Origin of the sequence: Paenibacillus pasadenensis (genome assembly GCF_002864175.1) — a bacterium.
Taxonomy (GTDB): domain Bacteria; phylum Bacillota; class Bacilli; order Paenibacillales; family Paenibacillaceae; genus Paenibacillus_O; species Paenibacillus_O pasadenensis.
The window spans coordinates 262,659-286,656 of record NZ_NFEZ01000003.1; the positions used below are offsets into that span (position 1 = coordinate 262,659).

Sequence of the window (23,998 nt, forward strand, 5' to 3'; positions counted from 1 at the left end):
TGACCGCTGCAGGAACGACGCTCACCTAAACCCCTACCCTTCTCAAAGCTTTCTGCACGATGATGTTCGTGAAGACCATGATGAAGAACAGCACCGTCGCGATCGCCGAGGCGTAGCCCATCTCGTAGCGGATGAAGCCGTAGTCATGCAGATGCGTCAGGATCGTATGGCCCGAATACTCGACCGAAGGGAAGCCGGCGAGCTCGATCGACAGCTGCGACACCGACAGCGAACTGGTGATCTGCATGACGGCTCCGAACAGCAGCTGCGGCTTCATGGACGGCAGCGTGATGAACCAGAGCTCCTGCCACCGGTTGCGGATGCCGTCGATCTGTCCGGCCTCGTACAGCGTCCGGTCCACGTTTTGCAAGCCCGCGATGAACGCCAGGAAGCTCACGCCAAGGCTCAGCCACAGCTGGACCAGAATCAGGATCGGGAACACGTACTCCTTCTTGTCGAACCACAGGATCGGCTCGCTGATGAAGCCGAGCCTCAGCAGCCAGGCGTTGGAATAGCCGTACATGTCGGACGAGAAGATGAGCTTCCAGATCAGATAGGCGTTGCCCGAAATCGAAGGCGCGTAGAATACCAGCGTCATGACCGCGCGCACTTTCGGCGTCAGCTCGTTGATCAGCCAGGAGAAGACGAAGCACATGATATAGCTGATCGGCCCGGTGATGAGCGCGAAAAACAGCGTGTTCTTCACCGCGACCAGAAAGATTTCGTCGTTCACGAGCAAGTTGATGTAGTTCCCGAATCCGACGAACTTCGGCAGCTCGAGCATGTTGAACGAGGTGAAGCTGAGCACGATCGAAGTCAGGACGGGAATGACGGTGAACACGACAAAGATGACGGAGAACGGAAGCAGCAGCAAGTATTTCTCTTTATGTCTTTTCCAGACATGCGAGATCGACGTCTCGCTCTTGCGGGTCAGGATAGGTTCCCGGATCGAATTCCGACTCGTCTGCATACTCACCTTGCCCCTCTATCTGTGGAGAGCTTGAATTCCTTGCGCTTCTTCTCCAGCTCCCGATCGATCTGCTTGATGTTCATATACAGCGCCTCGCGCGGGTTCCGGCCGCTCGTCACGACCGAGCGGAACGCATAATCGATCGCCCGCGGCGTCATGTAGCCGCCCGGCACCTCGGGGAATCCGACGGTGTCCTCGAGCTGCCGCATCAATTGCTCCGCGTCCTTCGCCGCCCAGGGCAGCCGCTTCAGCACGTCGACGTTCGCAGTCGGGTACCTGGCGGCGGAGCCCATGACCGATTCAAGCGCATTGGCGTATTGAGCCTGCGTCTCCGTCTCGGCCCACCACTTCATGAATTCCCATGCCGCTTCCTTCTTGTCCGACGCCTCCATCATGACGCTGTCGATCGTCGTCGCCAGCGCGGCGCGGTTCACGCCGCCGCCGGCCTGCTCGACTCCCGGCAGCGGCGCGAACGACCATAAGCCGCGGATTTCCGGAGCGAACACCTCGAGCTGGTTGTAGGTGACGTACGGCGCGATCCCGACCGGCATCGATCCGGTGCGGAACCGGTTCGGGAAGTCGGCGGTGACAGGCAGGCGATAGCTCGTGAAGAAGCGGGTCAGCTGGTTGAACGCGCTCATCGCTTCATCGCTGGCCAGCCCGCTCTGGATGCCGTAATCGCTGCCGCTGCCTTGGTACAGGTCTCCGCCCGATTGGTACACGAGCGACGGATAAAGCTCCTGGCCGGAGATATAGAAGTCGTAGTTGTTGGCATGAAGGACGGAGATGACATGCTCGGCCTCGGCCCAGGTGCCGGGCGGCTGCAGGCCGAGCTGGTCGAGGATGTCCTTGCGGTAGAACATCATCAGGAACGTCGACTGCTCGGGAATTCCGTATACGCCGTCCCGGTACGATACCGTCCTCCACAGGCTTTCGTTGAAGCGGCCGCGGATGCCGTCAAAGCCGTCCAGCTTGGACAAGTCCGCGAGCGCGCTGCGCATCGCGAAGTTGACGACCGTCGCCTGCGGGATGGCGAGTGCGACGTCGGGGCCGTTGCCCGCCAGCGTCGCCGGCAGGATGACCTCCTCCGGGATCAGCTGCAGCTCGACGGGGATGTTCGACCTCGGCGTGAAGCTTTGATCGATCAGCGTCTTGATGACCTGGGCCTGATCCCGTCCCGCCGCGATCCACACCTTGATGGCGCCGTCCTGCTCGCCGCTGGACAGCGTCGTCTCATCGACGAAGAAGGTCGAGAAAAATCGGACCGCTCCGTAATAGGCGCGGACGAACGGATTCGGCTTGGCGGCCGGGAGCGGGGCGTCGGGCGCGGACAGCGTAAAGCTGTCGAGCTGCAGCGGCATCTCCGAGATCGAAGAGATCCAGGTGCCCATCGAGGAGATGTTGTTCTCCATCGTGGCCAGCTCCGTGATGACCGCTTCCGGATTTTGGCTCAGCCGCTCCGCCTGCACCTGCATTTTTTCAATCATCGCCGTCTTCTCGCCCTTTTCGCCGGTGATCCTCACCAGCTCGCGGACGACAGCCTGCAGCCGCTCGCTCTCCTCCTGCAGCGTCTGCGCGTAGCCGGGAATCTTTTTCGTGATCTCATAGTCGATGTACCGATCCGGCACGAGGCCGGTAATCTGGACCGTCTTGCGGTACAAGCCGTTCAGAGCGAGCACGCTCTTCTCGACTTCCGACAGCGGCATGGCAAAATCGCCCAGCACGACCTCCAGCGAGATCGTATTCTCGCCTTGCTTCAGCGGAATGAGGTATTCCTCGCCGCCGCTTCCCGGCACATAGTGGACGAACCCGGAATGGAAGGCGAACGGGATCGCTTCCGCCTCGCGGAAAGGGACTTCCCCGTTCACCTTCAGCTGCCGGTACGACATGACGCCGCGGTTCGTATTCTGCGCCCCGCGGAAGGAGATCCGGTACAGCCCCTCCTCCGGCGCCTCGATGCGCCAGGAGATGAAGTCGCCCGGCGTCCTCCAGCTCGTGCCGCCGATCGTGTTCAGCTTGATTTTATAGGGATGGTAGGGAACGGTGCTGGGATTGGCGTAGTCGGTGGCCAGCATGATGTCGACCGACGATTTCTCGATTCCGACCGTGCGGCCGTCGGTCCGTTCCGCCTGATAGACGAGGCTCGCTCCTTCATACACCTTGAGCGTCGATTGCCATTGCGCCAGCGCGTCCGCATAGGGCTTGATCTCAGGCGCCGCTTGCAGCGCGATGCCGCGGATCTCGATCGGCTCCTTGACGGATTCGAAGATGAGGTCATGCGTGCCCGCGCTCAAGTAAAAGGCATACGGCTCCAAGCCTCGCTTGCGCGAGTCGTTCAGATAGACCGTCATCGGCTCCGTCTTTTCGATCGCGTTGGGCCGAATTTCGTTCCCATCCTTCTGCGCGATGGCCGCGCTGCTGTCCCATACGCGATGGAAGACCAGCTGGTCCATGCCGGCGAACAGGCTTTTGCCGTCGATCCGCAGCTTGCGCTCGATCTTCGCGTTCGTTCCTGCGACAGGCGCATACGTGAGCGCGATATGGTAGAATCCCGCCTCCCGCACCGGCACGCTCCAGGTGATGCTGCCGTTCTCGCCAGCGATGGCCGCGCCGTCCCGGTAGCTTGCCTCCATGCCGTCCGAGGCGGTGAAGGAAGCGACATCCACCTCGATGGCCGAGGAAGCCATCTTCCCTGCATAACCGGCGCTCTCGAGGTAGGCGCGGTACGATTCCTCGAGATAGCCTTGCCGCTCTTGCGTTCCATCCGCCGTCAGCGCATTCACGCTGCCTGCTCCTGCCGCAGACAGGAGCAGGGCGAATGCCGGCAAGGCCAGCGCCGCGCACAACATCGTTCTTTTCATCTTGGACATACGCCTGGACCCTCCATTAAAGGGCTGCGGACGGCGGCCGCCGCCCGGCTGGGCGCCGCATCCGCAGCCCGCAGCGATTCGCGTCTGCTCCTTACTCGACCGTCACCGGAACGGTCAGCTCCGCCGCATTGCCGGCAAAGTCCTTCACCGAGAGCTTCACGTCATAGGTGCCCGGCGTCGTCACATCGAGGCTTCCGATGTCCGCGGCAATCTGGCCCTTCAGATCGAAGCCGTCCTTGTCGACCGCCTGATCCACGAAGTCCGCTCCCCAGTTGATGGCCGAGGCGTCTTCATCCACCTTCACCTTGCGGTATTCCGCTTTTGCGGCGAGGGTCGGCGGCTTTTTGTTGTTCGGATCGTAGACGATGACGGCAAAGGCTCCTTTGCCTTCGTTGCCGGCGGCATCCTTGGCGGAAAGCGCAAGGCCTCCGTCATAGCTTCCGACCGTATCGAACTTCGTCTTGGAGACGTCGACCGCGACGCTTGCAAACGGAATCTCGCCGTCAATGCCGTCCGCCGCCTTGACGAACGCATCCCATTTGATCGTCGACGGATCCGTGCCGGCCGGAATCGCGATCGGCGTGCCGGTCGCCGTAAAGGCAGGCGGCATGTTGTCCTTCGATTCGCCGGAGCTGATCGTCTTTTCAACCGCAGCCATCGCGTCTACGATGACGTTTTTCTGCGCGTCGATCGCGCCGGCATATTTCGGAGAGCCGTTCAGTCCGTACAAGGAATTGCCGAGGATGACGTCCGTCCATATGTTGCTCCATGGCATGATCGACGCATATTCGTTCGGGCTGCTGCCGGAGATGGCTGTGAACGCTTCCAAAACGGCGTCTCCATATTGCTCGTTCGTGACGTCGAAGCCGTAGTTGATCGCCGTGCTCTTCGCTTGCTTGCTGAAGAAGTCCAGCGCCTTGTCGCTGCTCGCCAGCGTCTTGTAGACGGTCGACCAATAAGTCTTGTAGGCCTTCAGCGCAAGCTCCGTCTTCTCTTTGGAGACGCCCTTCAGGACGGCGAACTGATTGTTCGGGAAAATGACCTGGCCATACTTCGGATCGTCGGCCGCGATGCCGTCCGGTCTCGGGAACGGCACGACGCCCATCGACTCGCCGCGGGACGCCAGCGTCTGGCCCGCTCCGTTCGACAGCCACGGCACCATGTTGGTGAACACGGTCTCTCCGTTGCCGAAATCGCTGCCGTTCCAGGTCCAGCCCGGAACGGAGGAGTCGTCGCCGTATCGGGACGTCATCATCAGGCTTTTCGACATCAGCCGATCGAGATAGGCTACCGCCTCCTTGGCTTCCGCCGAATCCGCCGTCAGCCCGTCGGCTCCGTACACCGCTCCGCCGTTGGCGTGGATCGCCTGGAACGCCGTATAGCGATAGTCGGTCTGGAACGGCTTGATCGGCACGTCCGTCCGCACCGGCGACTTTTTGTTCGCGTAATACTCGTTGACCTTGGACAGGTAGCTCTCGAAGGCCGACCAGGTCCATTTGCCTTGCTTCCACAGATCATGCGGATAGACCGTCTTGCCGTTTTCCTTGAGCGCGTCGACCTTGTCGAGGTACGAGATGTTGTAGACGAGCGGCCAGGCGTTGACAAAGTCGAGGATGTAGTTCAGGAAATATTTGTTGCCGAACATCTTTTCGCCGAGCATCCAGGCGTCGTCCGGATCGCTGAAGATGCTTTCGTACTCGTCCAGCGGCTGGAAGATGTTCTGCCCGATGAGCGTTCCTTGCGAGCCGCCCCACAGCAGCGCCAGGTCGACGAGCGGAGCATTCGCGAGCACCGACTTCAGCAGCGACTCCCGCAGGTCGGTCGGGTATTGCAGCCATTTGATCTCGACGTTGAGCTCGCTGAGCACCGCCTCCTGGGCTTTCTGGCGGGCGAGCAGCTGCTCCGGCGACATGCCCGGCTCGCCGGTCACAGGATCCTTCCAGCTCGGGTCGTCTCCCGCCTGCCAGTGGGTGCCGAATACGATGACGGTCGGCTCTCCCTTGCCGCCTCCTCCGCTCGGCTGCGGCTCCTCCTTGTTTTGCGCCGCTTCGTTTTTAGCCGGAGCTTCCGCTGCCGGATCTCCGTTCGAATTCTCGCAGCCGATCAAGACGGTGAAAAACATCGCGATGGCCATGAACATCGCAGGCAGCCTTTTCGATTGGATTGCCATGTTCGATCCTCCCCATTTGGTTTGCGCCTTCATCTTTGCCAAAATCCGGCCGTTCGTGCCTGGACGACGAATGTCGTAACCGATTCCGGCGGCAGGACATAGTTCCCGAGCGAGCTCACCTCCTTCACGAGGCCGAGGTCGCGAGCCTCCGACGTTTCGTAGATCTCCGCCTTTTTGCCATGCAGCCCGGCGAACGAGACCGGCTTCTCCTGCTTCCCGGCATTGACCGCCACGATGACGGTCCGGTCCTGGTCCGGACTGACATAAGCGGAGGCCAGCACGTCGCTGTCCTCGCTCGCGGCCCCGATCCGGGTCGAGCCCGGCTGGATGAACCGCGAATAATTGCCGAAGCTCCACATCCGCTTCGCGGCGCCGAACTGCCTCGTGGACGGATCGACGTACACCAGGGCGTCGCGATAGTCGCCCTTGGCGACGGCCAGCCACTGCTCCCAGGTGGATACCGACAGGATCGTCATATCCTCATGGATCGTCCTCGCCAGCACGAGAGCCGCCTCCATGCCCGCCGCGTTGCCGTCCACCATCTCGCACCATTCGGTCTGATGCAGCGGGAGCAGGTCGTCGAACTGCGAGAAATACTCGGCCGCGATCTTCTTGTCCTTCACGCTCGACCAGTAGGAATGCACGGCGTAGGCGTCGATCGCGCGGGACAGCACCTCGTCGCCCATGATCCGCTTATACATCGCGAGCGTGTACTCCGGGTCGTTCCAGGTGCCCGACTCGGCGACCAGCAGCTTGACGGGGAGCTTTCTCGCCTCCAGCTCCAGCGCCACCTTGCGGGACAGGCGGATCACTTGCTCCGGCTCGTAATGGCAGCCCTCCTGCCCTCCCTTCCAGTCCCACTGCGGCTCATTGATCGGGCTCAAGTATTTGACCGGTAATCCTTCGCGGACGATCAGCTCCGTGATGTCCACGAGATACTTGGCGAACGCCTCCTCGTTCTCCGGAGGGAGATTCGGCTTGCCCGACGGCTCTCCGGAGGAATAGCCCGATGCGGTCAGCCTGGCGGGCGGACTGTTGGCGAACAGCACGATGTCCGCTCCGCGCTTGGCCGCCTCCTTCATCGCCTGGACCGCGTTCCGGTCCCGGTCGAGGTCATAGACGCCGGGGGATACCTCCACCGTCATCGTCGTCCGCCACGGATCGGTTGCGATCGTCGGCTTGCCGGCTCCGATGTTGTAGCGGTAGATGTCGAGCCCGATGCCCTGCTTGTCGTCGTACAGCAGGTCCATGATCGCATCCAGATGCTTCCAGCCGCCGACCTCCTGCGCCCACCACGCTCCGGAGGCTCCGAATCCGTCGATCGTCTGGTAAGCCGTGTCGTAGTCCAGCTGAATCCGTTTGCCCATGAGCGCTTCCCCTTTCCCTGGCTCCTCATCCGCGCCGTGCTTTGGCGACAGCGGCATCGCGAGGAGCAGAATCAAGATGCCGCATGCCGCCAGACCTGCCAATCCGGCCAGAACGATCCTCTTTGACCTGTTCCGCATCGCTTCTCCCCCTATCCTGGACGCTGCCGTCATCGACGTATGGACTATGATGAAACGGGTTACATAAATCGACAGCCCCGCTCGCCTCCACCCCCGTCCAGCCTATACCGGGCGGAACGACAGCTCCTCCAGCACGGACGGCGCTTCGCCGTCGACCGCCTCCAGCAGGAGCGCCAGCTGGCCGGCCTCCTCCCGGAACCACGGCCCCGGCACATAAAACGAATCCTGGCTCCCGCCCGTGAAGAAGGGACGAGAACGGCTGCCTTGCAGCCAGATGCGGCCGACCAGACGCCCGTTGAACAGCGCCGTCAGCTTGAGATTCGAGCCTTTCGCCTGAACCCGCCAGCCTTTGCCGTCATTCGAATGGCCGACGGCTCCGATCAGCCAGCCCATGTCTCCGGCCTCCAGCTGGACGGGCAGCCGGACGTTTGCCGCTTCCTGCAGCGACTGGGCGTGGGCATGCAGCTGCTCTTCCTCGCCGGAGAAGATTTCCCATCGGTTGGCTGCGACGCCCTCGTACAGCGTCACTTTGCCGGCGGCGGGCCCAGGCTGCCTCTCCATGAATACCGCGAGCTGAACCGGCTCTCCAGGCTGGACAAAAGCGGAGAGATCGACGTATGGATCGCCCGGATGAACCGGGCCGGCGTCCTTTCCGTCGACGAAGACATGGACCGATGCCTGCAGACCGTCGAAATGCAGCGTCCAGCAATTTGCGTCGCTCGCCGCTTGAAAGCGGTTACGATAATACTCGAGAGCGGGTCTCGCGGACGACAGCCAGCCTCCGAAGCTGACGATCGGCCATAACGCTTCGTCGGCCGTCCTGCCGATCCATTCCTCCTTCGGCTCGCGGTCCGTGGCGGCCTTCACCCGCCAGTTTCCCGTCAGAGGGATGACTTTCGTGACGGTGGCGAGCCCCGTCAATCCTTTGCCGGCGTGCAGCCGTAGTCCAGGAAGACGGATATCGTCGAAATTGCTATGCCCCCAGATCTCCGCCCGCACCGTAATCGGAATCGGACCGTCCGTCGCCGGATCTGCGAACGGAACGTATCGGCTCGATCCTCCAGGAACGATCGTGGCCAAGTACCGCTTGCCCGCATAAAGGGACAGGACGTCGCTTCCGTTGCGCACGAGCAGCCCCTGCGGCTCCGCGGCTGGCGGCGGCTCCGTCTCCGCGACGTACCAGCCGTAGCCTCGTTGGATTCCGTACGACTCCAGATATCCGGCCCCGCCGGCCGAGAAGCCGTGGCGGCGCGATGTCGATAGCGGGCGATCCGCCTCCACGGGCGAGAACGTCCACGGAATGTCAAGCTCGACGGCTTCCTTTCGATAGTCCGGCATTTCCCCGAACCGCAGCTCGCCGTCTTCTCCAATCTCCTCCAGCAGCAAGGCGCGGGAGCGGTCCATCGCGATCAGCTCCAGCACGGAGCCGTCCGGGAGCGCGATCCTGCACGCCGCGTCCTCGCTCGAATCGAAGGTCAGCATGAGCGCTCCAGCCGTTTCATCCGCGTCCATGCCCGACGTCTCCAGCACCGTCGCTCCCTCGATTTTCAGCGCGATCTCGCCCTGGCCTTCCGCGTGGAAAGCGAGGACCGTCTTTGAGCCGAGCTTGCGGCAGCTCCACAGCTCCGCCGTCGCATGCAGCAGCGTGCCCTCGATTCCCCAGGCGCGAAGCGGCACGCCTACCGGCAGCGCCAAGGAGCGCCAGCGCTCCAGCCGGAGCGTCGACCGCTGCGGAATCCGCGTCCCGGCGATCTCCAGCACGACAGCCGCCGTTTCTTCCGCGACGTTGGAGACGAAGCCGAGATAGCCGCCGTCCCGCAGCTTAAGCGCTCTCGAGCCGGCCGCCGCTCCTTCCGGAGCCGCCAAGGTCCGCATCATCCCCTGCCCCGCAGGCGCCGCTTCCGCCAGCGTCGCGCCATAGGCCGCCATCAAGCGGCCGAGCAGCCTGCCCTCGTACGCCTCGGGACGGATATGCCCTTCCGGAGAGATCATGCCGCCGAAGTCATAGTCCGAGGTTAGGAAAGCAAGCGGCTTGCCCCAGTTGTTCGTCGCGTTGGTGAATCCGAAATCCGTCCCTGACACCTGCAAATAAGGGCCGAGCAGCTTCGCGCCGCAGGACAGCAGCCGCCGGAGCAGGAAGTGGGAGCGGTTCGTCTCCGTCACCAGCAGCGGCAGTCCCTTCCCGGCGAGCAGCTCCTGATAGCGGCCGACCTTCTCCTCGAACGCAGGGTCGCGGTCGTTCGGATAGAAGTTGCAGGTCGGCACGACTCCATCCGCGAAGCCCGACGCCTCCATCAGGCCGCCCTGCCCCGCGCAGGCGATCAGCGGCACGGCGATGCCCCGCTCGAGGGCCATCTCGCGCAAGGCGGAGATGTAGCCGCGAGGGTCCTTGCAGCCGTAGAAGTCCAGCTCGTTGTCCAGCTGCACGGCGACGATCGTGCCGCCGCTGCCGATCTCATAAGCTTTCAATACGGGGAGGATGCGGTCGAACCACTTCGCCGTCGCTGCGAGGAAAAGCGGATCGTTGTCCCTCAGCCTCATGCCTTCGGCGGCGGACAGATAGGCAGGCAGCGCCCCTCCATCCCACTCCGAGCAGATATAGGGACCCGGCCTGGCGACGACGAACAGTCCAGTTTCATGCGCTTCCTGCAAGAAGGCGCGGACATCCTTCTCGCCGGCAAAATCCCATTGCCCTTCCTCCGGCTCATGGTAATTCCACGGGAAGTAGACATCGATCGCGTTGTAGCCGAATGCCTTCAGCTGGAGCATCCTTTCCCGCCATAAGGCTCGCGGTATGCGGAAGTAAAACAGCGAGGCGCAAAGGAGCAGCTCGGACTTTCCCTGGATGCGGACTTCATTTGCCGCCAGACTGACGGGAGCTGCGGCGAGGGCGGGCGATTTCATCATCGGTTCATCCTCCATAGTCAGACTATGAAACGGGTTTCACTAAAGATTAGAACGAATTGCTTCCCATCGGAATCAAGCCAGGAGCAGAAACGGTACAGCCTCGTTGAAATAGATCCGATGCTTTTTCCTTCACAGGATCGATCTCAATGATTTTTATGTAATGGGTTTCATAGATAAGGAAGTGAAATAGAGGAATTCGAATCGATGCCGTTTTTTTGTAAGGGGTTTCATTTGGATAATGTCATTCTAGTCCGCGGCCTCGTGGATGTCAATCGCTGTCAGTAAAATTTTTTAGGAATGTCCCTTGCCGCGCGCTCTCCGTACCCGCTCCTGCCGATGAGCAGGGGGAGCCGGGGGGCGCTCATCCCCCCTTGCGGACGGCGGCCGTCGATTGGCGCACGACCAGCTCGGGCAGGACCGAAAGCAGCTTCGGCACCTTTTTCTTCCCGATCATCCGATGCAGCGTCTCGGCGGCGAGGCGGCCGATCTCGGCGGCCTTGAGCGATACGGTCGTCAGCTCCGGGATGCTGTTGGCAGCGAACTGGATGTCGTCGTAGCCGATGATCGACAGCTCCTCGGGCACGCGCACGCCGGCGCGGCTCGCCGCCTTGAGCGCTCCGATCGCAACCAGATCGTTCAGGCAAAAGATCGCGGTCGGACGCGGGTTCATGGCGAGCAGCCGGGAGGTGAACTCCACGCCAGCCTCGACCGAAAAACCGTCCTGCAGCATCCATTCCTTGCGCGGCTGCAGGCCGTTCTCCCTCATCGCAGAGCGGAAGCCCTGCAGCCGCTGCTGCGTATTGCTCATCGCCGAATAGCCGCCGACGGCGGCGATGTCGCGATGCCCGAGCTCGAGGAGATGCTGCGTCGCCAGCACGGCGCCGAGCTTCTGGTCGGTGGCGACGCGGTTCAGCCCGACCTGCGGCAGGCTTCCGTTGAGCAGCAGGAACGGAACGCGCCGCGCCGCTTCCTCCACTTCGCGAATCATCTGGGGATCCGGTCGCGACAGATCGATGCGCCCGCCGAGCATGACGATGCCGTCGACCTGCTTCTCCATCAGCAGGCTGATATATTGGGACTCCCGCTCGTACTGATTGAGAGTCTCCTCGTTGGTCGAGAACGTGTCGCACAAAAAGTACGTATACCCCATCTTCCGCGCCTCGCGGTCGAAGCCCGCCAGCACCTCCGGAAAGAAAGGATTGGTGATGTCCGGCAAAATGAAGCCGATCATGCCGGTCTCCTTGCGGATCAGACTGCGGGCCAGAGCATTCGGCTGGAACTGGTATTTCTCAATCAGCGCGCTGATGCGCTCTCTCGTTTCCTTTTTGACCGGCGCCGTGTTGTTCAGCACCCGCGAAACGGTCGCTACCGAGACGTTGGCCTCTCTGGCGATATCATAGACGGTGACCGTCTTCATTGGCGGACTTCTCCCTTTCCTTCAACCCAATTTGAAATCGGTTGCATTATCGTAGCATCGCCAGCCCTTGCGTGCAAGCTCTTTCCCGGCTGCTTCTGCTCTTTTCCCTTTAGAGAAAAAAGCGGCACGCGCCAGAAAGGCGCGTGCCGCTTCGATGCTCCATCGTTTATGCAAGGCTCAATTCGCTTCTACGATCTGCCATTGCTGATTCGCGCCGTTGTTGTCCGTCCAGCCGATGACGTTCGCGCCGTCAACGAGCGAGCCGGATGAGACGTCGATCACTTTGCCCGTGGCCCGATTTGTCAGCTTGAAAAATCCGCCGCCGGCGTCGATCAGCTGCCAGTGCTGGCTGGTCCAGCCGCCATCGGTCCACTGCTCCAGCGCGGTGCCGTCCGCTGAAGCGCCGCCCGTCGGCCCGAGCAGCAGGCCGCCGTTCTGGTTCTGCAGCTTGTAATAGCCGCTGCCGGCGTCGATGAGCCGCCAGCGCTGGCTGCCCAGGTTGCCGTCGGCCCGCTGCTCCGCGTCGGCGCCTGTCGCGGTCGAGCTTTCTTTGATGTTCAGCAGCTTGCCGCTCTTGCGGTTCACCAGCTCATAATTGACGTTGGAGTTGACCGAAAACGGCACGCCCGCGACCGTGCCTGCCGCCGCGTCGATGTTCAGCTTCGGATACCAGCTCATCGACAGCGTGGTCGAGGATGGGAAGCTTAGCGGCAGCCACACATACTTGGAGTCGTTGACCGGACTGCTCCAGGCCCCCGCCCAGCGGTCGCCCAGATAGAGATAGGACGTTCCGGAAGAACCTTCGACCGGAACGACATGGGTCGATTGGGAGCCGAAGGTCGTCGAGTCGCCGAGATTCGCCAGTGCGCTCCAGGAGCCGCTGATGCTGGACGCTGTCGCGTACTTCGCCTGATTGGGGCTCCAGCCGGTCGCTCCGGAAGTGATCAGGAAGTAGGTCGAGCCGCGCTTAAACATAGCCGGCGCCTCGCGGTACGATCCCGGCCACAGCGTCTGCACGAGCGATTCCACGCCGAGGAAGTCCGGCGTCAGGCGATAGATGTTCAGATCCGCGTTGACCCGGGTCGCGGAGATCAGATACGCGGTCCCGTTGTCGTTGAACACCGTCATGTCCCGGGAATCGTAGCCGAGCGGGCGAAAGCTGCCGTGATACGTGTACGGCCCCTCGATGGAAGAGGAGGAAGCGACCGCTACGCGAGCTTCTCCATAATCGACTCCGTTTTCCTTATGCGCCCACAGGACGTACTTCGAGGTCGCCGCGTTGTAGATGATTTTCGGACGCTCGATATTTGCGGTCGCCAGCTCCGCGGCGGACGACTTGGACAAAATATTTGCTCTGAACTCCCAGTTTTTGAGATCGGTCGAGCGATAGAGCGAGACATAGTTCGTTCCGTCCCGATTCTCCCCCGCCCAGTAGTAGTAGGCACCTACCTTGATCATGCCGCCGCCATGAGCGTGGACGACTCCGCCGCTCGTATTCTTGAAGGCGATGCCGTTCGTGACGCCCACGACAGCCGCTTCCCCTGTACTGCCCAGCGGCATGAACCCGATCGTCGCCGAGATCAGCAGCATCAGCGCGAGCAAAACGATCCTCTTTCCTCCAGTCATCATTTCATTCCTCCTCTTTATTTAGATGAGTCTAGAGACGGGGCGATATTCCCCTTGGAACACGGCGGTTCTTCACCTCCTCCCCCACGACTGTAAGCGCATACAGTCGATTGTTCCAGTATACAATTCTGTCTTTTATGAACAAACGCGGCTTTCCACCCTGCCGGTGCTGATCGTCTACCCGTTCCTGCAAAAGTACCTCTACAAAGGCGTCCTGATCGGATCGATCAAAGGCTGATCTCCGTTCCGGGCTGCCGCTTCGCGAACGCAAGCCTCCGCCTCGGCATCCCGCAGCAGCAGCTGCGTATGTCGAGGCTTTCCGGCGTTTACCGCGGGCAGGCCCTCGGCGCAGACCGCGCGGCTCGAGTTGACTATGAAAGCGTTTAAGGGTATCTTTTCTAGCAAATGGATTGCGAACGACCAAACGAGACCAAGGGGTGGGGAGATGAACGAACGGAATCTCGTCGTCATGGAGGTCCCGCCGATCCCCCACTATGTGGCGATCGGCCGGGCGACGCTGCAGCCGGGCGAGCAGCATCCGAGCCGCCGCCATCTCGGCTTGTTCGACCTGCTGTGGGTCGTCAAGGGAACGCTCTATATCGGCGAGGACGATCGGGAGTGGGAGGTTTCTTCGGGCCAGACGCTGCTGCTCCTGCCGGACCGATTCCATTATGCGGTCAAGCCGTGCGCGGAGGAGACCGTCTTCTACTGGATCCACTTCGACTATGCCGGAGCGGCCGTCCAGGCGGAGACGGCTTCCAGTCCCTATCATTCGGCGCGGAACGCCTGGGAAAACCGGTATTCGATCCGGATGCGGCAATATTCGACGTCCGTCGACTTGTCGATGGCCGAGCGGCATCTGAACCAGCTGCTCGCCTATTCCGGCGAGCTCCGGCATGAGGCGTTCTGGAACGAGCAGCAGCTGTTCATGGAGCTGCTCAAGCTGCTTGAGGAGCGGTTCAGCGGCAAAAAGAGCTCGCCGATCGTGCGGCTCGCCGAGCAGACGGAGGCGTATCTGCGGCAGCACTACCAATCGCCGCTGACCAACGAATCGCTCGCGGAGGCGCTGCACTACCATCCGAACTATGTCATCCGGTGCATGAAGGAGATCTACCATTGCACGCCGATGGAATATTTGCATGACTACCGCATGGAGCAGGCCAAGCTGCTGCTGCTGAAGACCGACTGGCCCATCGCCAAAATCGCGGAGCAGGTCGGCTTCCAGTTCGCGCCGTATTTCTCCAGCTGCTTCAAGCAGTTCGCGAACGTCTCGCCGCTCAAGTTCCGGAAGCAGTTTACTTCGTGAGAAGAGGAGACAGGACGTCGGCTGCCGTATTGCATAGAAGCTTCGTTTGCCACGTAGCGTGCTTTATCGGCCATTTTTTGCTTTCAAATGGACGACGGATGCGAAATCCTCTATCCGGCACTCCCCATTTTCAATGATAAGCGTCGTAATTGAGCATTCAGGAATCAGCTCGCTTTGCTTGGATACAAAATGAGGATGCCATAGCTCGAGATCGTTTTGGGGGAGAAAGTGAACGGAAAAATCCGTCATGATTCCCCCGTGAGTGACGACTACGATATGACTTCCCGGCGGACTCTGTTCTGACAACGTAGATAATGCCGATGCTAAACGCGCGCCCGCCTCCTTTGCCGAATCGCCGGCTTCTGGCCTGTAGTCCGGCTCATTAGTACAGCGGTTCCACATTTCTATGAACTGTTCGAAAGTCTGGCCGGGGGCATCGCCCCAATTCACCCGCTCGCGCAAACGATTATCCTCCGCCAATTTAGCGCCTGTCATCGAGGCGATATGCTGTGCGGTTTGTTTTGCTCTTTGCAGAGGACTTGTTCTTACGGCGTCAATTGGAAATCGACTTAAATGCACCGCCGTCAATTGGGCCTGCTCGATCCCTTCAGAGGTCAAGCCGACATCGCCCATCGCTTTTTCCTTGACTGCATGCCGAACAAGAAAAAAAGTCGTCTTCATCGTCAGAATTTCCTCCATTCCCATTATCTATTTCGATATTAATCTAATTAGATGGACATGTAAATACATTTCGAGATCCGCTGGCTTCTTGCTAGACGGCTTTCGGCCGGGATCGCGGGGCTAGCTCATGGCTTCGGATCTGTGCATCTTATACTATTGGTACTCCATCGATGACATCCTTGGAGAAGCCTTAGTTTTCACTCTATCTTCCATCCATCCCAATCCCTTCTGGTATACAGTGGGTCTGTTAAAATCCCCAGACTACTTGAAAGGAGAATGCGATCATGGTTTATAGATGCAGGATCGAGCTCAATGAAATCACCCCGAAGATCTGACGGGAGTTTCAATTTCATCCGGACGTGACGTTTCATCAGCTTCACAAGATCATTCAAACGTTCATGGGATGGGAAAACTACCATTTTTAACATCGCGTCAGTGTATGCCGAGATCAAGTGAACGACGATGAAACGGCCGAATGGTTCGACGAAATCAAGGAGCGCCTCGAAGCCGTTGTTTCGAAAACAGCAGGAATCGGCTGGGGCATTCATGACAACTTGGCCGAACTGTATGCTCAATTACGATGGATTTAGGCGAAGGACTTATGCGCGGCAGGAAGAATGGAGAGTTGGAATCCATTGAAGTGAAGTTGATTATTCTCGAGCCATCATGAACAGAAAACAGCCGCCCTCCGCGCCTAGAGAGAGCAGGCCGCTGCGCTTCAACCGTGCTGCGGCGCATCCGCCCAAGCCTAAAGAGCGCCGGGAGAATCTCCCGGCGCTTCTGTTTCAATCTAGCCTACCGCTATCGCAACCGTAGAGGCAGGAATCCCTTCGGCCATCGCAGTCAAGACGATCTCCCCGGACTCGCCATCAGCCCGTACGACGGCCATGGCCCGGCCTTCATAGGCTTTGCGTCGATGGCCGACATACATCTCTTCGCTGACGGGATTGCTGTTGCCGACAGCGATCAGCGTACCGGCTCCGCACGCGGTGAAATAAATATCGTCGGCTGCGTCATGCACGACATTTCCCGATGCATCGACCACTTCGACCGTGATATAAGACAGATCGCCGAATTCGGCTTTCAAGCGGCTTCGATCCGGCGTCAGGCGGATGGCGGCAGGCGCCCCTGCGGTTCGGAGCACGGTGCGGGAAGCCTCGCTTCCTGCCCGATAGCCTACGGCCAGCAGCTCTCCGGCTTCGTAATGCAGCTCGAATGCCGCCTTGTACTTGTTCGGCTTGCCGGCTCCCTGCCGGCCTAGCGATGTTGAATTGAGGAACAATTCGATCTCTTCATCCGTGCTGTACACTTCCACGACGGTCGGCTTCCCCTCATAGCCGGGCCAAGTCCAGGACGGGACCACATCCGGCCAGGACCAGCCCCACAGCACAGGATTTTTCCCGTAGTGTTCCGGCTTGTACACCGCGATGTAGGGAGCCTTCGCGATTTCCCAGACACAGTCGCGATAATGCGACTGCGGCCTCTTGAAGCCGCAGATGTCGATATCGCCGCAGTAGGCCACATGCCATGGATAGCGGATGACTTCCTTTTCGCCGCCGTATCGGACCGCTCCGACTCCGGCTTCACCGAGATAGTCCAAGCTGGTCCAATAAAAATCGCCGATGACATTCGGATGCTCGTCCGCCGTCATCCAGTACTCCAGCGAATCCATCAGGTAGTTCTCCGTACTGCAGATGACTCGATCCGGGTATTTGACCGAATCGCTCTTGTAGCGCTTCTGCTCATAGTTGTAGCCTACGACATCGAGCGGCTCCGCATAGCTCTCGGTCGTCTCGCCCCAGTAGTCGAACCCTTCGGGGATCGCCGAGGGATCGATGCCGATCGGGGAGAAGCGCAGGGAAGCGACCCAGCAAATGCCGTTCGTTACGGCCCGGGTATCGTCAAGCGAGCGGACATAGTCGGCCAGCTTTCGGGCGTAGGCATAACCGTCCGAGCGGCCGTCCCTCTCGCCGATCTCGTTGCCTGTCGACCACAGGATGATGCTGGGATGATTGCGGTCGCGAAGCACCATCGCGGCCAGATCCCGCTCCCACCAGTCGGCAAAATACAGATGGTAGTCGTTGGTCACCTTGCTTTCCCGCCAGACATCGAACGCTTCGTCCATCACCAGCATGCCTAGACGGTCGCAGGCATCCAGAAAGCTTGGCGACGGCGGATTGTGGGCGCATCGTACGGCATTGTAGCCGCTCGCCATCAGCAATTCGATCTTTCGTTCTTCGGCACGGCCGTAAGCGGCCGCCCCCAGCAATCCGGTATCATGATGGACGTTGCCGCCCTTGAGCTTCGTCGGAACGCCGTTAAGCCGGAACCCCTGCCGGGCATCGAAGGAAATGGAACGGATCCCGATGCTTGTCTCCGCGAGATCCACGACCTTGCCTTCCAGCAAGACCTCGCTTTTCAATGTGTAGAGATAGGGATCCTCCACCGACCACAACCGGGCCGGCTCAACGACAAGCGTCTGACTGGCCTCGATCGAACACTTGCCTGGAATCTGCACCTCGACCTCGTGAGAGGCTACGGCAGATCCGGCAGCATCGAGCAGCGTCGAGCGTACGATGGCCGCAGCGGCTGCTTCGCCGCTATTCTCGACTTCCGTCCTGACCGCTGTCGTCGAAGACTCGGCAGAGACTTCCTGAGCGGCTGCGAATACGCCCCATGGCTTGATATGAACCTGCTCGCCGACCATCAGCCATACAGGGCGGTAGATTCCGGAACCGCTGTACCAGCGCGTATTGGGGATCGCGCTGTTGTTGACATGGACGTCGATCGTATTGTCCTTCCCGTACATCAGATAAGGAGACAAGTCGCAGTGGAACGTGGTGTAGCCGTACGGCTGCTGCGCGACGATATGACTGTTGATGCGGACCGTGGCGTTCATGTATACGCCCTCGAACTCCAGCATCACCTTTTTGCCTCTCCACTCCACTGGAACGAACAAATTCTTCTGATATTCGCCTACGCCGCCAGGGAAATATCCGTTTCCGATGCCGGCAGGCGTATCGGGATCCCGTTTCTGCAAGATGCTGAAATCATGCGGCAGATCAACGATGCCGGAAGGCAGCTGCGAAGATTTGAAGGTCCATTGCCGGTTCAAGTCCTGTTTGATCATAAGGTTCGATTACCTCGCTTAAGCTGATGGGATGGATGAATAGATTTCAAATGCGGCAAGCTGCGGCTGCCATCTGGATTCCGTGATCTTCAATCGAATATGCCGCGAGGCGACGGGATGGAACCGGCAGATGCGCTTATGCCCGACGACCGTGCCCTCGAACAACGGCTTCCAGTGCTCCCCATCCTTGTATTCGAGCTCGAAACGCTCGATGCGCTGGGTATATCGATACTCCTGCAGCACCACGTGGCTGAAGGTCTGCTCGCGTTGGAGGTCGAGCTCGACAACCGCTTGCTCCGTGCCTTCCTCTGGCGCCCAGAACGTATCCCGGTTCCCGTCCAGCAGCCTGCCCGCATCGAAGCCTGCCGACGACTCCGTTGCAGCTGCCGAAGCGCCGATGGCCAGATTCGTCCGGAATGTCTCGCGCAGCTTGTCTCCGAGCTCTTGCAGACGTGCGACATCATTCTCATGAATGAGTCCCCGTCGATCCGGCGGGAGATTCAGCAGGAAGGTCGCATTGCCGCCGACCGATCCATAATAGACCTGCAGCAGCTCATCGAGAGATTTCACCTGATCGTCCTCGAAGTCGTGATAGAACCAGCCGGGGCGAATCGATGTGTTCACCTCAGCCGGGTACCACACGAGCTCGCGTTCATGCTGAATGACGGCACGGCTGCCTAGATCGTTCTCGTCCGACTGGTAGCGCCTTGCGAACTCCCGGTCATCGGCCTGCTGCGACTTCTCCTGGATTTTCTCATTATCTCGGAGAGAGGCCGGTACGACGCTCCATTCCGAGGTCCGGCAATGCCCTGCCTCATTGCCGCACCAGCGGATATCCGGCCCGCAGACCGATATCGCGGCATTCGGCTGCAGCTCGCGAATCCGTGCATAGTAGGCATCCCAATCGTACTGCTGACGCTTGCCGTTGGGCCCTTCCCCGCAGGCGCCGTCGAACCATACGCAGAATATGTCCCCGTAATTCGAAAGCAGCTCGGTCAGCTGGTTGAGCATATGCTCGTTATAGCGGGGCGAGTCACCGTAGGTCGGTTCATGCCGGTCCCACGGAGACAGATAGACGCCGAATTTAATGCCGGCTCTGCGGCAAGCCTCCGAAACCTCCTTGACCATGTCGCCCGTTCCGTTTTTCCAAGGGCTGTTTTTGACGGAGTGCTCGGTATAGCGGCTAGGCCACAGGCAGAAGCCATCATGATGCTTGCAGGTCAGGATCAGTCCTTTCATGCCGGCAGACGTGCAGGCCGCCACCCATTGGTCCGCGTCGAACTCGACCGGATTGAAGATGGACGGGTCCTCGTCCCCCATCCCCCATTCCTTGCCTGTATACGTATTGACCGTAAAGTGGATGAATGCGTAGAACTCCAATTCCTGCACGGCCAGCTGGCGTTCGGACGGCCGAATCTGGGCGGCGTATCGGATCAGCTCCTTCGTCATTGTGCTGTCCTCCATTTCCATTAGTCATTCTTGGCGTTGTCGATCGTGAGCACGACCCGCTTCTGTCCACGAAACACGGCAATTGTGAACGTCTCGCCTTCTCGGACCGCTTCATAGCTTTCGAGCAGATCGTTCACGGTGTCCACCTTGCTTCCGTTCAGGTCAAGGACAACGTCTGCGATCTGAAAGCCTCGTTCATTTTGCCAGCTCCCCCATGGTATCGTCTCGATCAGGACGCCTGTCTCATCGGGTAGGCCGGAAGCGGAAACTTCGCCGAGGCCGACAATGTTTTTCACCTTGCAATGGCCCCAGAGCGAATGCTGGTGGAGACGCCCCGACTCGCCCGTCCTCTCCCCGATCTGCGGCAGTCTTGGCGTTTTGGCTCTTTTCCTCAGCCGGGGACTGCGGACACCGAACGCGTCCATCGGGAAGTTCTTGAAGCCGAGCGCCAGCGCCGGCGATCCGTCACGGACACGATAGTCGCCGATATCCGGATCGATGAACTGCGCATCTGCCGCCAGCGATCGTTGATCGCGCCCGCTCATTTCTTGGAGCTCGTCTGCCGGCGACGGCTGGGCGCCAGGAACATGAAGCAGATTGTCATTGCATTCTGTCCCCCACGGCTGCGGCACCCGGATCGGCACATACGCCGTAAACACAATGTTGCGCCGGATGATGTCTCTGCTGCCCTTGAACCATACATGCGGATGAAGCGAATTATTGACGATTATATTGTTCTCGCACCGGCGGTAGAAGCCTTCCCTCAGCTTGATCCCGCCTGCCAGACACAGATTGTTGTAGATGGCATACCAGCTTGATCCGTCATCCAGATCGATATCCCAGCCGTAATCGCAGCGCCACCGGTTATGGCGGATGACGATGGGCCGTACGATATCGAGTACGGGAAGCGGATCGTCCGGCTCGCCTGGATTCTCATTCAAGGAATCCATATCCATATCCTCGAGCAGCCAATACCTGTCCCTGCCCCATGAATTGAAGGAACCGTGGTCTCCCGTTTCCAGCACGGTATCGAACACGTCGCAGTTTTCGATCAGATGCCCGCCGAACGTGCCTTCCGAAATATTGATGCCGGCCCGCGGCACATCGTATATGCTGCAGCTGCGGATCGTAATGTCCATCGCCATCGATAGCTGAACGGGAGCCGATTGCTTCTCCACTCGCCCTACACGAGTGATCAGACAATCCTCGACAAGGCACGAGCCGGGATAATTTTCCGATTTCGGACCTGGCATCCGGTCGATCTCCGACAGCTTCTGCCGCTCTCCATATTCGAACAGCGGGCTTCTTACGCTGTCCGGCCGCCCTACGAATGCGATCCCGTTGGATCCGATCTCCTCCAGGTGACAGCCTGTGATGCGGACATGGCGATTGCGGCCATCCACGAATACGGCATTCCCGCCAAGGTTCCTGAAGCTGCAATCCGCAATCGAGCAATGCTCCGTATCGCGCAGCAGTACCGCTCCGCCTCGATATACGGTCCAATCGCTGCGCAGAAGAGGCTCGCGGTTTTCCATGAACGTACGGGAAGTCATCTCGAACGCAAAGCCTTTGAGCGTAAGATGCTGTGCGCTTGTCCCGGGCGTGCCTATGATCTCGACGAGATGAGGCAGATGAGCGCCTCTCGTTTCCGCGGTCAGCAGATCTGTGCCTGGATAGGGGAAGACGTACAAGAGGCCGGCTTTGTCGTCGTAGTACCACTCTCCGGGCGCATCAAGCTCTTCCACGATATTCTCGACGTAAAGGAATTCGCTGTGCATGCCCAGCTGCCGGTTGTTCTGCCACCCGCCCTCCAGCTCAAGCACATCATCCTGGGTCTTGCCGGCAATCCGGTACCAGTAGTCGCCCCATAGATGGCTGTGCATGGCATGGACATAGCCGCCTTCCGGATTGCGCCATCGGGCCGCCCGTTCCGGACGGATGCTGTCGGCCGCATAGCCGTTCATGATGCGGATCTCTTCGTCATAATTCGGGTAGCGGGCCATATGGTAGAGCCGGCCATCGATGTAGAGCTGATCCAGCACCAGTCCCTCTGGCGCACGCGCTTGCATGATGCCGTCGCGATAAGGCTTCCAATCCAGCTGCAGGACCTTGGAGCCCGTAATGACCGCCGGATCGTCTCCGATGGATTCGTACAGGACCGGCGAGGACTCTGATCCCGAGTCCTCCGGTCCGAACCGAAGCGGCTCCGGCAAGTCATACGTGCCTCCATGGACCTTCACGCGTACCGGTGTTCCAGCGGCGATGATTTCCCTGGCGGCGCGCATCGCGCGCCCGATCGAAGCATAGGGCTGCTCCGCCGTGCCCCTGGCATGGTCGTTGCCGTCGGTTGAAACGTACAGGCATTTCTCGTCGAGCATCCCTACCGATCCCCTTTGTCTCTGTTCTTTCCGATGTCCCTAATGCTCCAGCTCTATGGCCATGCAATTGGCATACGGTGTCGGAAGATGCTCCGGCAGCGATACGACCAGAGCGCCGTAAGCCTGTTGGAACGGCACGTCTCCTACGCCGAGCAGCCGCACCTTCTTCACTTTATCCTGCGGGGTCAGCGACCGGATCACAGCGAGACCGTCGCTCGGAGCGCGCATCTGGAACGCATAGACCGTATTGCCTTTTTGCGTAAAACGGAAATCCGAGCTGTTCCATTCCACCTTGTCTTCCTTGAAATGATCGATCACCACGCTGGAGGTCCCTTCGCCCGACACGCGGAACGGACGCGTGCCGTAGACGCCCTCCGAGCACACAGCGAACCATTGGGCCATTTCTTTCAGGATGTGCGTGCACTCGTCGTCGATCGTGCCATCGGGCTTCTGGGGAATATTCAGCAGCAGATTGCCGTTTTTGGAAATGATATCAATGAGAATTTCGATGACATGTCCCGGCTGCTTGTATACGGTTTTAACGTTGTAGAACCAGTCGCCGACGCAAGTATCCGTTTGCCAAGGCTCAGGCTTGATTTCCTGCTCCTGACTCCGTTCGATATCCATCACGCCTACGGAGTAGACTTCTTTCCTACGATCCTTCTGGTTGTACACTGCCTTGTTCTGTCCGCCGTTAAGCGCAGCGCTCGTATTGTACAGATGTGCGACCGCATGCAGGCCTGCTTCAAAATCGGCGTTGTCCAGTCCGTTATCCGACTTGCCCCATGTATTGATGAACGGCAAGGCCCCGTCCGAGTACAGCAGATCCGGCTGGTACAAGTCGATCACTTCTTTCATCACGTCGAACCAGCGCTGATGCCACCAGGCGTTGGAGGTGTACCACGGATCCAGATCGTACTTGTCCGGATCGTAATGCTCCCGATTCGGCAAGTACAGATCCTCGAATTGCGGATCATTGCCGTCATACGGAACGCCTTTGAACGGTCCTTCCTTGTCCTGCCCTTTATTCAACTGATGCCAGCTGAACGTCGCCCCGAGATGCTCCGTCAATCCGAACGGCAGGCCTCTCTTCGTAGCCGCTTCCTTCCACAGGCCGACGATATCCTTCTTGGGACCCATTTGGACCGAATTCCACTTATGGAGCTTCGAATCGTAATTGAAAAAGTTGTCGTGATGCATCGCTTGCGCAACAAAATATTTCGCTCCCGCCTGCTCGAACAAGTCCATCAGCCCTTCGGGATCGAACTTCTCGGCTTTCCAGAGCTGAACGAGATCCTTGTAGCCGAATCTAGACGGGTGACCGTAATGCCGGATGTGGTACCGGTATTGATCCGACCCTTCATAATACATGTTGCGGGCATACCAATCGCCGAACATGGGAACCGATTGGGCTCCCCAATGCGACCAGATGCCGAGCTTGGCATCCCGGAACCATTCCGGGCATTCAAATGTCCGAAGCGATTCCAAAGTCGGTTCAAAAGGACCTTTTGCGATTTTATTGTCGATCATTTCCATCCGCTCCTTCGTTTCTCTTATTGGCAGCTGTCCTCGTCAAGCGTGCCCGATCA

13 protein-coding genes and 1 pseudogene are annotated in these 23,998 nt (G+C 59.6%); 2 read left to right on the plus strand and 12 right to left on the minus strand.

Annotated elements, in window-relative coordinates; all coding sequences use genetic code 11:
- Positions 1-25: 25 nt before the first annotated feature.
- From B8V81_RS04900 to B8V81_RS04930, 7 genes are all read right to left on the minus strand, one after another.
- A complete protein-coding gene (locus tag B8V81_RS04900; RefSeq protein WP_164820091.1) occupies positions 26-976 on the minus strand; it encodes a carbohydrate ABC transporter permease in 951 nt (316 codons plus the stop codon).
- The gene (locus B8V81_RS04905) at positions 973-3,831 is read right to left on the minus strand and encodes an extracellular solute-binding protein (protein ID WP_180968380.1); all 2,859 of its coding nucleotides are present in this window, start codon (positions 3,829-3,831) and stop codon (positions 973-975) included. Before B8V81_RS04905 ends, B8V81_RS04900 begins: the two co-directional genes overlap by 4 nt.
- Before the next feature lie 100 nt (positions 3,832-3,931).
- Entirely contained in the window at positions 3,932-6,010 is a 2,079-nt protein-coding gene (locus tag B8V81_RS04910; RefSeq protein WP_101807886.1) for a hypothetical protein, read from the minus strand.
- Positions 6,011-6,039: 29 nt separating this feature from the next.
- Positions 6,040-7,515: a glycoside hydrolase family 30 protein gene (locus tag B8V81_RS04915; protein ID WP_180968381.1), complete on the minus strand. Its 1,476-nt coding sequence runs from the start codon at positions 7,513-7,515 to the stop codon at positions 6,040-6,042.
- Between the two features lie 102 nt (positions 7,516-7,617).
- Positions 7,618-10,422: a beta-galactosidase gene (locus tag B8V81_RS04920; RefSeq protein WP_180968382.1), complete on the minus strand. Its 2,805-nt coding sequence runs from the start codon at positions 10,420-10,422 to the stop codon at positions 7,618-7,620.
- A 361-nt stretch (positions 10,423-10,783) separates the two neighbouring features.
- Positions 10,784-11,839, minus strand: a complete 1,056-nt coding sequence (locus tag B8V81_RS04925; protein ID WP_101807889.1) for a LacI family DNA-binding transcriptional regulator — start codon at positions 11,837-11,839, stop codon at positions 10,784-10,786.
- Between the two features lie 177 nt (positions 11,840-12,016).
- The gene (locus B8V81_RS04930) at positions 12,017-13,468 is read right to left on the minus strand and encodes an RICIN domain-containing protein (RefSeq protein ID WP_028597620.1); all 1,452 of its coding nucleotides are present in this window, start codon (positions 13,466-13,468) and stop codon (positions 12,017-12,019) included.
- A gap of 442 nt (positions 13,469-13,910) precedes the next feature.
- Between B8V81_RS04930 and B8V81_RS04940 the strand changes: the two genes are divergently transcribed.
- Complete coding sequence (locus tag B8V81_RS04940) at positions 13,911-14,771, plus strand: helix-turn-helix transcriptional regulator (protein ID WP_028597619.1); 861 nt, start codon at positions 13,911-13,913, stop codon at positions 14,769-14,771.
- Between the two features lie 63 nt (positions 14,772-14,834).
- On the opposite strand, the gene B8V81_RS04945 is transcribed toward B8V81_RS04940, so the two are convergent.
- Positions 14,835-15,452: a histidine phosphatase family protein gene (locus B8V81_RS04945; protein WP_028597618.1), complete on the minus strand. Its 618-nt coding sequence runs from the start codon at positions 15,450-15,452 to the stop codon at positions 14,835-14,837.
- Between the two features lie 347 nt (positions 15,453-15,799).
- On the opposite strand from B8V81_RS04945, the pseudogene B8V81_RS25640 reads away from it, so the two are divergent.
- Positions 15,800-15,877 (plus strand): annotated as a pseudogene (locus B8V81_RS25640) (IS1096 element passenger TnpR family protein); the annotation flags it as partial.
- 365 nt (positions 15,878-16,242) lie between these two features.
- Here B8V81_RS25640 and B8V81_RS04955 read toward each other — a convergent pair.
- The 4 genes from B8V81_RS04955 to B8V81_RS04970 are packed head-to-tail and all read right to left on the minus strand — an operon-like array spanning position 16,243 to position 23,939.
- The gene (locus B8V81_RS04955) at positions 16,243-18,582 is read right to left on the minus strand and encodes a glycoside hydrolase family 2 TIM barrel-domain containing protein (protein ID WP_101807890.1); all 2,340 of its coding nucleotides are present in this window, start codon (positions 18,580-18,582) and stop codon (positions 16,243-16,245) included.
- 18 nt (positions 18,583-18,600) lie between these two features.
- A complete protein-coding gene (locus B8V81_RS04960; protein ID WP_101807891.1) occupies positions 18,601-20,031 on the minus strand; it encodes an alpha-L-fucosidase in 1,431 nt (476 codons plus the stop codon).
- Between the two features lie 20 nt (positions 20,032-20,051).
- Positions 20,052-22,409, minus strand: coding sequence for a peptide-binding protein (locus B8V81_RS04965; RefSeq protein ID WP_101807892.1), 2,358 nt, complete (start codon positions 22,407-22,409; stop codon positions 20,052-20,054).
- A 39-nt stretch (positions 22,410-22,448) separates the two neighbouring features.
- On the minus strand, positions 22,449-23,939 hold the full coding sequence (locus B8V81_RS04970; RefSeq protein WP_244912721.1) for an alpha-L-fucosidase: 1,491 nt from the start codon (positions 23,937-23,939) through the stop codon (positions 22,449-22,451).
- Between the last annotated feature and the right edge of the window lie 59 nt (positions 23,940-23,998).